12 protein-coding genes are annotated in these 13,678 nt (G+C 36.0%); 11 read left to right on the forward strand and 1 reads right to left on the reverse strand.

All coding sequences use genetic code 11. The features are described 5' to 3' along the window. A partial coding sequence (locus M947_RS23465) for a hypothetical protein (RefSeq protein ID WP_021286359.1) occupies window positions 1-2,092 on the reverse strand: 2,092 nt, incomplete at its 3' end. On the opposite strand from M947_RS23465, the gene mltG reads away from it, so the two are divergent. The 11 genes from mltG (at window position 2,022) to M947_RS12565 (ending at window position 13,672) form a co-directional block, all read left to right on the forward strand. Next, on the forward strand, window positions 2,022-2,966 hold the full coding sequence (mltG, locus tag M947_RS12510; RefSeq protein ID WP_021286360.1) for an endolytic transglycosylase MltG: 945 nt from the start codon (window positions 2,022-2,024) through the stop codon (window positions 2,964-2,966). The genes M947_RS23465 and mltG overlap by 71 nt on opposite strands. 143 nt (window positions 2,967-3,109) lie before the next feature. After that, on the forward strand, window positions 3,110-5,284 hold the full coding sequence (locus M947_RS12515) for an NADP-dependent isocitrate dehydrogenase (protein WP_021286361.1): 2,175 nt from the start codon (window positions 3,110-3,112) through the stop codon (window positions 5,282-5,284). Window positions 5,285-5,407: 123 nt separating this feature from the next. Beyond that, on the forward strand, window positions 5,408-6,358 hold the full coding sequence (locus M947_RS12520; RefSeq protein WP_021286362.1) for a malate dehydrogenase: 951 nt from the start codon (window positions 5,408-5,410) through the stop codon (window positions 6,356-6,358). Between the two features lie 189 nt (window positions 6,359-6,547). After that, complete coding sequence (locus tag M947_RS12530; protein ID WP_021286364.1) at window positions 6,548-7,492, forward strand: malate dehydrogenase; 945 nt, start codon at window positions 6,548-6,550, stop codon at window positions 7,490-7,492. 165 nt (window positions 7,493-7,657) lie between these two features. After that, the gene (locus M947_RS12535; protein ID WP_021286365.1) at window positions 7,658-8,509 is read left to right on the forward strand and encodes a fumarate hydratase; all 852 of its coding nucleotides are present in this window, start codon (window positions 7,658-7,660) and stop codon (window positions 8,507-8,509) included. Window positions 8,510-8,520: 11 nt separating this feature from the next. Beyond that, window positions 8,521-9,078 carry a Fe-S-containing hydro-lyase gene (locus M947_RS12540; protein WP_021286366.1) on the forward strand — a complete coding sequence of 186 codons (558 nt, stop codon included), beginning with the start codon at window positions 8,521-8,523 and terminating at the stop codon, window positions 9,076-9,078. A 42-nt stretch (window positions 9,079-9,120) separates the two neighbouring features. After that, window positions 9,121-10,293 (forward strand): ADP-forming succinate--CoA ligase subunit beta, encoded by a 1,173-nt coding sequence (gene sucC / locus M947_RS12545; protein ID WP_021286367.1) that lies wholly within the window; start codon window positions 9,121-9,123, stop codon window positions 10,291-10,293. A gap of 16 nt (window positions 10,294-10,309) precedes the next feature. Continuing rightward, entirely contained in the window at window positions 10,310-11,182 is an 873-nt protein-coding gene (sucD, locus tag M947_RS12550; protein WP_021286368.1) for a succinate--CoA ligase subunit alpha, read from the forward strand. A gap of 147 nt (window positions 11,183-11,329) precedes the next feature. Next, window positions 11,330-11,680, forward strand: a complete 351-nt coding sequence (locus tag M947_RS12555; protein WP_021286369.1) for a 4Fe-4S binding protein — start codon at window positions 11,330-11,332, stop codon at window positions 11,678-11,680. Further along, window positions 11,680-12,813 (forward strand): 2-oxoglutarate synthase subunit alpha, encoded by a 1,134-nt coding sequence (locus M947_RS12560; protein WP_021286370.1) that lies wholly within the window; start codon window positions 11,680-11,682, stop codon window positions 12,811-12,813. Before M947_RS12555 ends, M947_RS12560 begins: the two co-directional genes overlap by 1 nt. A gap of 1 nt (window position 12,814) precedes the next feature. Then, window positions 12,815-13,672, forward strand: a complete 858-nt coding sequence (locus M947_RS12565) for a 2-oxoglutarate ferredoxin oxidoreductase subunit beta (protein WP_021286371.1) — start codon at window positions 12,815-12,817, stop codon at window positions 13,670-13,672. Window positions 13,673-13,678 lie beyond the last annotated feature (6 nt).

Raw genomic sequence — 13,678 nt, forward strand, 5'->3', positions numbered from 1 at the left:
CATTTGTTACATTGTAGTCTTGTAGAAGCTTTGAATTTTGAGAGAGTTTGTCTAGTGAGTTAAACGTTAGTCTCCAACCTCTATCTTCGATGCTAAATTTAGCATCAAAGTCATCTGATTTTATACTTGTCTCTTTGACATCATGGTTAATATTGAGCTTCATCATATCTTTTGAATTAAAGATTTCGCCTAAATCATTATTTTTAAAATGGAGTTGTTTTAGATTTATTACGCCTCTATTTTTATCAAAAATATAATATGCACTAAATTTTGCATCTGCTAAATCTTTTATTTTGGCCCTAGAAGACATCACTCTAAATTCCTCTTTATCTAACTCTAATGTAGTGCTCCCAAGTGTGTAGTCTAAACCCTTTGCACTAAATCTTATATTTTCATTTGAGCTTATAATGAGTTTCTTATCATACTCTAGTTTTAATGAAGCGCTTGATTGGTTCATTTTAACTTCATCATTTAAGTCAAATGTCAATAAATCAATATCAAAATCTGCCTTTAAAGGTTTTAATCTTAATTCTCCAGATGCAAAAGCGCTTGATAAGTTTTGTACCTCGATATGAGCAGTAGGAACTTTAGCAATTAGAGTTTCTAGATCAAACAAGACTTTTAAGCCGTCAAGGTCAATAGTCCTATCTTTATAATTCCACTTTGACTTTTCTATCTCTATAGTATCTTGTTTGTTTGAGATAGTATAAGTCGCTTTTAGTGGTTTTTGTTTTAGTTCAAACCCATTAAAAGTAATATCTTGTATATCAAAGTCAATCTTGCCATCACTCTTTTTAGCATCATATGTAACGTCAACTATAGCCGTAGCTATATCTTTATACTTTGCATTCATCTTAGGTATACGAACATCGTAATTATCAAGATAGACTTTTGTGTCAGTTACATCAATATCTAAGCCTAAGTAGTTAAAATTTGCCACATTTACATAAAATATTCCTTTAGCATCTACATCTATCTCGCGAAGCCCTACAGTAATTTTAAGATCAGTTTTGACGCTACCGCTGTTTTGTAGGATTGGAAGCTTTATCTCATAAATACTCAACAGATATAGTAGGTCTTTGTTTACTTTGCCATCGAAATTTAAAAATAGACTAAGAAGTTCTTCTTTTTTAGAAAAGTCTATCTTTAACCAGCTATTTTGTAAGTTAAAACCATATTGATAAGTTTCTTTAGGCCTGATATAGAGGACTCCATCTCTAAACTCTAGTTCAGTTTTTTGTGTAAAAACAGGCTCAAGTTTTTCATGGTAAGTATAGGCAAGCTTAGATGCGCTAGCTTTAACTATGATATTTTTATATGCTTCATTTAATCTTTCATACTCAAGCCAACCAGATGCGCTCTTTATCTCTAGTTTTTCAAAATTGATAGCATCATAAGCCCAATATTTGACCTCTTTGGGCATGTTTATCATCTCCATGGTGTGCTTTAAGCTTTTGATTTTTTCTTTTGCATCGATCTTATAAAAAAGTTTTTTGTTATTAGCTAATGCATAGGCTTTGAAAAAGATATCATTGTTTATGTTTATATTTAGATTAGAGATTAGCTCTTTTTTATCTCCATCAAAAATTAAGTTTCCATTTATGCTTATCTTGTTCTTAAGATGTGAAAATTCTGTAATCTCAGCATTTAAGTAGTTTGATTCATAAAAAAGGGAACTCTTTAGCAAGAACTCTTTTGATGATGCTTTTAGGTATCCATTTGAGCCATTTACATATAAAAATGAAGCATTTATATCATTGAAGCTGATCTTATTAACTTCAAATCGTTCAAACCAATTATCAAAAAGTAGTAGAGATTTTAAAAGTTCGCTAACTCCATCAGCGCTTAGTTTAGTATCGTTTTGCTCTGAATCTTTAGTGATTTTTACCTCTTGAACGCTAATACTTAGTTTTTCATTCCATTTAATGTATAATCTCTCAATTTCAATATTTGGCAGTGAAATGACTTTGATGTAAATGCCATTTTGCAGTAGTATAAATAAAAAAAAGAGCGTTAAAAAAATGAATGATAAAGCACTTATGATTATAAAGTGGATTTTTGAGATAGCATTGATTATTATTTTATCGTTCATGTATTACCTAAATCAGCCAGTGCGTAGCCCTAAAGTGGTCTTTATACCTAAAGGTTCTATAAATCAGATTATAACACAACTGCATGACAATAACTACAATGTATCCAAGCTAGATTCACTTTTACTAAGACTTCTAGGTCATCCTCAAAGTGGCTGGATAAATATGCAAAGTACCTACAACACAAGAGGCGATTTTTTACATAAACTTACAACTGCAAAAGCAGCACTTCAAAATGTAACACTTATACCAGGGGAGACTACACATATTTTCTTAGACGATTTGGCGTTAAAGTTAAAACTAGACAGGAATAAACTTGAGAGTGAATTTCTAGCACAAAGTACAATAGAAGAGGGTGCACTAGTTCCCAACACTTATAGACTACCACTTGGTATAACTGAAAAAGAGTTGATAAGAATACTTTTATATGAGTCAGATAAACAGATGCAAAAGCTTTCAATAAAACTCTTTGGAACATATAATGAAAAAAAATGGTTTCAAATTGTAGCACTTGCATCTGTAATAGAGAAAGAATCGGCTAATATCAAAGAGATGCCACTTGTGAGCTCAGTAATACACAACCGCATAAAAAAAGGTATGAAATTACAGATGGATGGAACTCTAAACTATGGTAAATATTCACACATCAAAATAACTCCACAAAGAATAAGAGAAGATGATAGTATCTACAATACCTATAAGCACAGTGGTATTCCGAGTATCCCTGTTTGTAATGTTAGCTTTGAAGCTATAAGGTCTGCCGTATTTCCTGCTAAGACTTCTTATCTATACTTTATGAAAAACAAGAGCGGTACTCATGATTTTTCACGTAACTATTCTACACATTTAAGCAATATAAAGCGTGTTACTAAATGAAACAAAATAGAAATACACTCAAATCTTTAGACTCGCTTTGAGCAAATTATTTATCTTAGTGTTATGATTGTCCTGTAAGTTTTTGTGGGGTTACTTTTGTGATTATTACAAAAACAAAAAAACATTAAAACCAAGGACAAAAAATGTCAAAAATTATTTGGTCAAAGATTGATGAAGCTCCGGCTTTAGCAACTTATTCGTTACTACCTATAGTAAATGCTTTTGTAAAAGAAGCGGGCGTTGAAGTGGTTACTTCAGATATATCATTAGCAGGTAGAGTTTTAGCAAGTCAAGGTTTAGCAGAGGACAACTTGTCAAAATTGGGAGAGGTTGTGTTACAAGAAGATGGAAATATCATTAAACTTCCAAATATTTCGGCTTCTGTTGGGCAACTAAAAGATTGTATAGCTGAGTTACAATCTCAGGGTTATGACATACCTGACTATCCAGAAAACCCATCAAACGATAAAGAAAGAGAGATTCAGCAAAAATACAGTGTATGCTTAGGCTCTGCTGTTAACCCTGTTCTTCGTGAGGGTAATTCAGATCGTCGCGCAGCAGTAGCTGTTAAAAACTTTGCTAAAAATAATCCACATAGATTAAAGCCTTTTGCAAAAGACTCAAAAGCATATGTGGCTCACATGCAAGGAAAAGGTGATTTTTACGCAAATGAAAAATCTGTAACATCAACTAAAAATCAAAAAGTAACAATAGCACTTAATGGTAAAGAGCTAACTACCATAGATGCACTAGAGGGTGAGGTGTTAGATGGTACATTTATGTCAGTATCTGCTCTTCGTGATTTTTACAAAAAAACGATTCAAGATGCTAAAGATAAGGGGCTTATTTGGTCTCTACACCTAAAAGCCACTATGATGAAGATTTCTGATCCGATTATGTTTGGTCACGGTTTTGAGATCTTCTTTGAAGATGTGTTTGCAAAATATAAAGATGTATTTAAAGAGTTAGAGATAAACCCAAATTTAGGTATGAGTGATCTAGAGAAAAAGATAAAAGGTCATCCAAAAGAATCTGAAATCAAAGCTGCTTTTCAATCGGTAGTTGAGGCTGATGCACCAAAAATAGCTATGGTTGACTCAAGAAAAAACCAAACAAACTTTAATGCTTCAAACGATGTGATCATAGATGCGTCTATGCCTGTTGTAATTCGTGAAGGTGGTAAACAGTGGGATAGAGAAGATGGAGTGGGTGAGACTGTAGCTGTAATTCCTGATTCTACGTATGCAATGTTTCATGAAGAGATGATGGCAGATTGTGTAAAAAATGGACAATACGATGTAACAACCATGGGGACTATGCAAAACATCGGTCTTATGGCACAAAAAGCTGAAGAATATGGTTCACACCCAACTACATTTGAGCTTAGTGAGTCTGGAAAAGTAACAGTAACAACTGAAGATGGCGTTGAGCTTATGAGTTTTGATTGCCAAAAGGGCGATATTTGGAGAATGTCAAGAGCTAAAGATATCCCAATAAAAGACTGGGTAAGATTGACTGTAGAGAGAACAAGAATAGAGAATATCCCAGCTATTTTTTGGCTAGATGAAGATAGAGCGCATGATGCTGAGATTATCAAAAAAGTCAAAAAGTACTTAGCTGATCACAATACGGATGGTTTAGATATTAGATTTATGAATGTTACAGATGCTACTCGCTTTACAAACGCAAGAATTCGCGAAGGTAAAAATACAATAGCTGTTACTGGAAATGTTTTAAGAGATCATCTAACAGATATGTATCCAATCTTAGAACTTGGAACTTCTGCTAAAATGCTCTCTATTGTTCCACTTATAGCTGGTGGTGGATTATATGAAACAGGTGCTGGTGGATCAGCTCCAAAACATGTTGACCAGTTTTTAGCTGAGGGGCATTTAAGATGGGATAGTTTGGGTGAATTTTTAGCACTTGCAGAGTCTTTAAGATTTATTGCACAAAAACACAATTCAGATAAATTAGCTACTGTGACAGCTGCACTTGATGTTGCAAATAATGACTACCTATCTAACAACAAAGCACCATCAAGAAAATGTTGTGAGCCAGATAATAAAGCTTCTCACTTTTATGTAGCTCAATATTGGGCAAATGCTTTGGCTAAGAGTGATAATAGTGAGTTAGCTGCTAAATTTGCACCTATTGCAGAGGAGTTAATTAAAAAAGAGGATCAGATCCTATCTGAATTACTTGCTGTTGAAGGTAAGCCTCAAGATATTGGTGGTTATTTTCATCCAAATGATGAAAAAGCTGAAGCTGCAATGAGACCATCAGAGACTCTAAATACTATTATAAATTCGATATAATACAAAAAGCAGAACTAAGTGCGTCAAATAAGTCTTCACTTATTTGACGACATAGTAAAGACTTAAAGATTAAATTGACTTAATCTTTAATTTTTTACTATTTTAAATATCAAAAGGAGTACCATGAGAGGTAAAAGAGTAGCAATTGTAGGCGTTGGGAATGTCGGCTCATCTGTAGCTTATTCTTTGGCAATGAGTGGCTCTTGCCATGAAGTTATTTTAAGAGCAAATGATGTAAACAAGGCAAAAGGAAAGGCATTAGACCTGTCTCAAGCTGCACAAGCTGCTAGAAAACATACAGTAATATCTGTTGCTGAAACACTAGAGGATGTAAAAGATTGTGATGTTGTTGTAGTCACTGCCGGTAGCCCGCGACTTCCTGGAATGAGCAGAGATGACTTACTACTTAAAAATGCTCAGATAATGAAAGATGTTATTAATGTTATAAAAGTCTCATCTCCAAATGCTGTTATTATTCCTGTGTCAAATCCACTCGATGCGATGGTTTACGTGGCTTTAAAGGAGACTGGCTGGGATAGAAGTAGAGTTTTAGGAATGGCTGGAATCTTAGATAGTGCTAGAATGGCTCACTTTGTATATGCAAAGTTAGGTTATGGAGCAGGGCAGATTAGATGTTCTGTTATGGGTGGTCACGGCGATGACATGGTTCCACTTCCTAGATTTTCAACTGTAGCTGGAGTTCCACTTACTGATCTTTTAACTTGGGATGAGATTAACGAAATAGTTGAAAAAACAAAAAAAGGTGGTGCTGAAATAGTTGAACTTCTTCAAGATGGAAGTGCGTACTATGCACCTGCTAAATCAACTGCTCTTATGGTTGAAGCAGTTTTAACTGATACAAAGCAGATATACCCATGTGCTGTAATGTTAAAAGGCGAATATGGATATACAGATGTAGTAAGTGGTGTCCCTGTTATGATCGGAGCTAAAGGAGTTGAGAAAGTTATAGAAGCCAACCTTAATGATGATCAAGATAGGAAGTTCGCAAAGTCCGTAGGAAGCGTGCAAGAACTAATAGATGCTCTCTATACTAACAAATTTTATACTAAATAATATTAGAGTCATTTTTGTGACTCTTTTTTCTTACAAAAACCTCTTCTTTTATCTATTTTACCAAAAGTTACAAAGTATATATAATGGATTTTTTTCAAAGCTAAGTAGTGTTATTATATACGATATAAAATTAAGACTGAGCTATTATGCAAGCAGATAGATTGTAAATAAAATTAAAAGGAAAATATAATGGTAGGTAGAAAAGTAGGCATAGTCGGAGCTGGTTCAGTTGGAGCTACAGCGGCTTATAGCTTGACTATGACTGGAAGATGCCATGAGGTTATACTCTATGATATTGATAGTGATTTAACTGTTGGAAAGGCTATAGACATTGGACAATCTACAAGCTACTCTCCAAGAGGAACTATAGTAACCCCAGCACTTCATCCAAGTGAGATGAAAGATTGTGATATTGTAGTTATAACAGCTGGAGTGCCTCGAAAAGGCGATATGACTAGAGCAGATTTGCTTATGATAAATGCAAAAATCATGAAAGAAGTAGTTGCTAATGTTATGAAGTACTCTCCTGATGCCATAATCATTTGTGTGTCTAATCCTCTTGATATTATGACTTATGTTATTCATAAGATGACAAACTGGGATAGAAGTAGAATCATAGGTATGGCTGGCGCGTTAGATGGAGCCAGAATGGCTTATGAAATATATAAAAAAGTGGGCTTCGGCTCTGGACAAGTAAAGGGAATGCTTATTGGTGATCATGGGCAAAATATGATTCCGATGCCTGAAATATCTTCGATTGGTGGTGTTCCATTAGAACAAATTGTTACAAAAGGGGACATGCAAGATATTATTGCTAGAACAAAAGATGGTGGCGCGCAAATAGTTAAACATCTTGGAACTTCAGCTTATTATGCACCAGGTCGTGCAGTTGCAGTTATGGTTGAGGCGATGCTTGATGATTCTCAAATAGTGATGCCATCTTCTGTACTTCTTGATGGGGAGTATGGATATAGTGATGTTTGTGTTGGTGTTCCTGTGGTCTTAGGTGGCAATGGAGTAGAGAAAATCATTGAGTTAGAGCTAGATGGTGAGACAAAAGCAAAATTTAAAATCTCCGTTGACTCCATAAAAGATGGCATAGAGATCTTAGAAAAAAACAATTTTTTTGTGTAGAAACTACACCTTTTGACTCTATTGTAGAGTCTTAAATGTGTAAATTTTACACATTTTTCCATATGTTTTAAAAATTATATTGATAATAGGCTCTATTGTAAAAAGAGTGCTAAACTATGCTTCATATATATTTTAGTCCAAAAAACGAAAAAAGGGTAATCAAAAATGCGTGAAATAGCATATGAAGAAATAGTAAAAAATGTCAGAGATATCATAATATACTCTGCTTCAAACCTACCCCAAGATGCTCTTAAAGCGATGAAAGAAGCTTATGAAAATGAGAAAAGCCCAGTAAGTAAAGAAGTCTTAAAACAACTCTTAGATAATGCAGATATTGCAAGCAGTGAAGCTCGTCCACTATGTCAAGATACTGGACTTGCAGTTTTTTTTATAAAACTTGGTGCTGATGTAAAAGTAGTTGGCGGTCTTTTAAAAGATGCCATCAATGAAGGAACAGAAAAGGGTTATATTGAAGGTTATCTAAGAGCTTCTACTTGTCATCCTTTTTCTCGCGCAAATAACAAAGACACTGTCGGTTACAACCTACCAGCCATTATTCATCTTGATATTGTCGAGGGCGACAAGATAGAGATAGAGTACGCTGCAAAAGGTGGCGGGAGCGAAAATGTATCTCGTGCAAGAGTTTTTCCTCCAGCTGCTGGCAAACAAGGTGTTATAGACTATGTCAAAGAGTGCATCTCTGATGCAGGACCAAATCCTTGTCCTCCTCTAACTGTTGGAGTGGGCATTGGTGGAACATTTGAAAAAGCAGCAATAAGCTCAAAACATGCTTTGTTCCGTGACATAGGTTCAAAAAACGAAGATCCAGAGATGGCAGAGCTTGAGCATGAGATTAAAACAGAGCTAAACAAACTTGGTATCGGAACTATGGGAATGGGCGGAACTGAGACGGTTTTAGCTGTTCATATTGAAGCAAACCCTTGTCATATAGCATCACTTCCTGTATCTGTAAATGTTCAGTGCCATAGTTCACGCCATACGCATATCACTATATAAAGGTTATAAAAATGAGTAAAACATATCATTTAACAACTCCACTAGATGATGAAATAACATCAAAACTTCACAGTGGTGATATTGTATATATAAGTGGCACAATTTATACAGCAAGAGATGCTGCACACAAAAGACTTGTTGATCTGCTAGATGAGGGTAAAGAGCTCCCTTTTGATATAAAAGGTGCAATTATTTATTTTGTTGGTCCAACTCCTCCAAAACCTGGGGATCCTATAGGAAGTGCTGGTCCTACTACATCTTACAGGATGGACTCATACTCTCCAAGACTTATAGCTGAGGGTTTAAAGGGTATGATAGGTAAGGGTAAAAGAAATGAAGCTGTGACTGATGCTTGTCAAAAACATAAGGCTATCTACTTTGGTGCTACTGGCGGAGCTGGAGCACTTTTAGGTAAGAAGATAGAGAGTGCAGAGGTTATTGCTTATGAAGAGTTAGGGCCTGAGGCGATTAGAAAACTAGAGGTAGTTGACTTTCCTGTGACTGTAATCAATGATACTTACGGTAAAGATCTATATAAAATAGGTCGCTCACAATATGAAGTCAAGTAGACACAAAGCTAAGTAGTTTCAATTTTAAAATAAGGAGAATAAATGAATATACATGAATATCAGGCAAAACAGATTTTTGCTAAATATGGTGTTGCTACGCCTCGTGGTATTATCGCAAATACACCAGAACAAGCTGCTCGCAATGCAGAAGAACTTGGTGGAGATGTTTGGGTTGTAAAAGCTCAGATTCACGCTGGTGGTCGTGGTTTAGGTGGGGGAGTTAAACTTGCAAGAAGTAAAGACGAAGTAAAACAACTAGCAAATGAGATTTTGGGGATGAATCTTGTGACTCATCAAACAGGACCTGAGGGCAAACTTGTTCAAAAAGTATATATTGAAGAGGGTGCTGATATTGTTGATGAGCTCTATTTAGGTATTGTTCTTGACCGTGCTAAAGAGATGCCCGTAATTATGGCTTCAACAGAGGGTGGTATGGAGATTGAAAAAGTGGCTGAGGAGTCACCTGATAAGATTATCAAAATAGCAGTTGATCCTGCTATTGGTTTTCAAGGTTTTCATGGACGAGAGTTAGTTTTTGGTTTAGGTATTACTGATAAAAAAGAACAATCAAAATTTATAAAACTTGCATCTGCACTCTATACTCTTTACTTAGAAAATGATGCTGAAATGATAGAGATAAACCCTCTCATCAAGACTGCATCTGGGGATTTTTTAGCGCTTGATGGAAAGATGAGTTTTGATGATTCAGCTCTTGGACGTCATCAAGACATAGAAGATATGAGAGATATTAGCGAAGAGGATGCTGATGAGAGAGAAGCATCTCAATATGGTCTCTCATATGTTTCACTTGATGGTGAAATAGGCTGTATGGTAAATGGCGCTGGTCTTGCTATGGGGACTATGGATACTATCAACTATATGGGTGGAACTCCTGCTAACTTTTTAGATGTTGGTGGTAGTGCAAATGCTCAGACTGTTGCTAAAGGGTTTGAAATTATTCTAAAAAATCCAAGAGTTAAAGCTATATTTGTAAATATTTTTGGCGGTATTGTTCGTTGTGATCGCATTGCAAATGGTATTTTAGAAGCAACAAAACTGACTGATGTAAATGTTCCAGTAATTGTTCGCCTCGATGGTACAAATGCTGGTGAAGCTGCAGAGATTCTAAAAGCTGCAAATATTCCTAATATTATCGTCGCTGATGATTTAGGTGATGGTGCTGCAAAAGCAGTAGCTGCTGCAAAACAAGCATAGTAGAGGAGGGTGATATATGTCAATTTTAGTAAACAAAGATACAAAGATAATAGTTCAAGGTTTTACTGGTAAAGAGGGAACTTTTCACGCTGAGCAATGCTTGGCTTATGGTTCAAAGATTGTTGGAGGGGTAACACCAAACAAAGGTGGACAAGAGCATTTAGGTAAGCCTGTTTTTAACACAGTTACTCAAGCGGTGGAAGCTACCGGTGCTACAGTGTCTATGATATTTGTTCCACCTGTTTTTGTTGCTGATGCTGTTATGGAAGCTGCTGAGGCTGGGATTGAACTTGCTGTTATTATAACAGAGGGTGCGCCTGTCCGTGATATGCAAAAAGCAAAAGCGCATGCTGTCAAGCATGGTATGATGACAATTGGGCCAAACTGCCCTGGTATTATTACGGCTGAGGAGTGTAAAATTGGGATTATGCCTGGTATGATTTTCAAAAAAGGTAATGTTGGGCTAATCTCAAAGTCTGGAACTCTAACATACGAGGGAGCTAACCAAGTTTGTAATGAAGGTTTTGGTATTTCAACTGCTGTTGGTATAGGCGGAGACCCTATCATCGGACTTTCATATAAGCAACTTCTTCCTATGTTTGAAGCGGATCCACAAACTGAAGCTATAGTTATGATTGGCGAGATTGGTGGAGACTTAGAGATACAGGCTGCTGCTTATATAAAAGAGCATATAACTAAGCCTGTAGTTGCTTTTATAGCAGGGCAAACCGCACCTGCTGGGAAAAGAATGGGTCATGCTGGTGCTATTGTAAGTGGTGGTGCTGGTACTGCAAAAGAGAAGATGGAAGCACTAGAGGCTGCTGGTGTTAGAGTGGTTGTTTCACCCGCTGAAATTGGCAAGGCTGTTGCGGAGGTTTTATCTAAGTAACTTTAATTATGTGTTAGCCTTGATGTGTAACAAAAGGTTACTTTATCAAAAGGCTATTAGCGTGATTTAGTTTAAAATTATGAAAACTTAGATAATCTGTAAAGAGCAAAGTGTAGCTTAAAATTACACTAAAAAATAGGAGAATAAATGGGAACTTTTAAGACAGAAAACCCAGGTAACCAACCTGTGTGGGTAAATACAAGCAACTGTAAAGCATGTGATATTTGTGTATCTGTTTGTCCATCAGGTGTACTTGGAATGAAATATGAATCTACTTCGACACTAGGTGCTATGATTTCAATTGATCACCCAGAAGCTTGCATTGGATGTAACGAGTGTGAACTTAGCTGTCCTGATTTTGCTATCTATGTAGCAGACAGAAAAGAGTATAAAGAAGCTGGGTTTAGTTTTGCTAAGTTAACCGATGAAGCTAAAGAGCGTCAAGCTGCTATTGTCGCAAACAATTATATGTCACTTAGTGAACAAGGAGTTAAGTAATGGCAACTAGAGAAGTAATATCTACAGGAAATGAATTAGCTGCTACTGCGGCTATTGATGCAGGCTGTATGTTTTTTGGTGGTTATCCACTAACGCCATCAAGTGAAGTAATGCATGTTATTTCTGACCTTTTACCAAAAAAAGGTGGAGTATCAATCCAAATGGAAGATGAAATCGGAGGTATCTGTGCTGTTATTGGCGCAGCTATGGTTGGTAAGCGTGCCTTAACCGCAACATCAGGTCCAGGAATGAGTTTAAAAGCTGAGCAACTAGGTCTTGCTCAAATGGCAGAAGTACCTTTGGTTTGTGTAAATGTAATGCGCGGTGGTCCATCAACTGGTCTTCCGACTCGTGTATCTCAAGGCGATATACTTCAAGCTAAAAACCCATCACATGGTGATTACAAATCAATCACATTGTGTGCAGGCTCATTAGCTGAGTGTTATACCGAGGTTGTAAGAGCTTTTAATTTAGCAGATAGATTTATGCAACCAGTTATCGTTTTGCTAGATGAGACTATTGGTCATATGCATGGAAAAGCTAATATTCCAACTGCTGAAGATGTTGAAGCTGGGATAGTTCCAAGAAAAAGATTTGATGGTCCAGCAGAAGAGTATTTTCCATATGGTGTTGGACATGATGAACCTGCAGTTCTTAACCCAATGTATGAGGGTTATAGATATCACTTTACTGGTCTTCACCACGATAAAAATGGTTACCCTACCGAGGAGATAGAGACTTGTAGAAAACTAATCCAAAGATTAGAAGATAAAGTAGCACTACATGAAGATGAAGTTGAATCTTTCGAAGAGTTTATGATGGAAGATGCAGATGTTATGATAGTAGCTTACGGTTCAGTTTCACTTGCTGCAAAAGAGGCTATTCGTCACTTAAGAGCAGAAGGTATCAAAGCTGGACTTTTTAGACCAATTACAATCTGGCCATCTCCAGCTAAAAAAATCAAAGAGCATACTGATAAAATAGAAAAAGTTCTTGTAGTTGAGCTAAATATTGCACAATATCATAGTGAAATTCAAAGAGCTGCTGCAAGACTTGATATTGATGGACTATTTAAAGTTAATGGAAGACCAATATCTCCACAAGAAATTGTTAGCAAAGTAAAGGAGTTATAAGATGGCGTTTAATTATGATAAATATTTAAGACTTGAAAAGATGCCAACACTATGGTGTTGGGGTTGTGGGGATGGTGTTATTCTTAAAGCCTTTGTTAGAGCCGTTGAAAAGCTTGGTCTCAATCAAGATGATGTATGCGTAGTCTCTGGAATAGGTTGTTCAGGAAGATTCTCATCATATGTTGACTTTAATACTGTACATACCACTCACGGTAGAACGATAGCTTATGCAACTGGTATTAAATTAGCTAATCCTTCAAAACATGTTATATGTGTAGCTGGTGATGGCGATGCACTTGCTATTGGTGGTAACCATACTATTCATGGTTGTAGAAGAAATATTGATTTAACTATGATAATTATTAACAACTTTATTTATGGTTTAACAAATTCACAAACTTCTCCAACTACACCAAAAGGTATGTGGACAGTTTCTCAAAAAGCTGGTAATATTGATCCAACTTTTGATACTTGTAAACTTGCAGTCGCAGCTGGAGCTTCATTTGTTGCTCGTGAAAGCATGCTGGATCCTAAAAAGCTTGAAAAAGCAATGATTAAAGCTATACAACATAAAGGCTTCTCAATGATGGAAGTACTTTCAAACTGTCATATTAACCTTGGTAGAAAAAACAAAATGGTCTCAGCTATGGAAAATCTTGAGTGGATAGATAGCATAACAGTCAGTAAGAAAAAATATGATGCAATGACTCCAGAAGAGAGATTAAATCTTCTACCAACTGGTGTTTTACATGAAGATAAAGAAGCTGATGAGTACTGCGATATGTATGCAGAGATCCAAAAAGTACATCAGGGTGAAAGAAAAGTAATCACTCAAGATGATTTTGCTAAAAAAATATAAGGAGAC

Source organism: Sulfurimonas hongkongensis (genome assembly GCF_000445475.1).
Classification (GTDB): Bacteria; Campylobacterota; Campylobacteria; order Campylobacterales; family Sulfurimonadaceae; genus Sulfurimonas; species Sulfurimonas hongkongensis.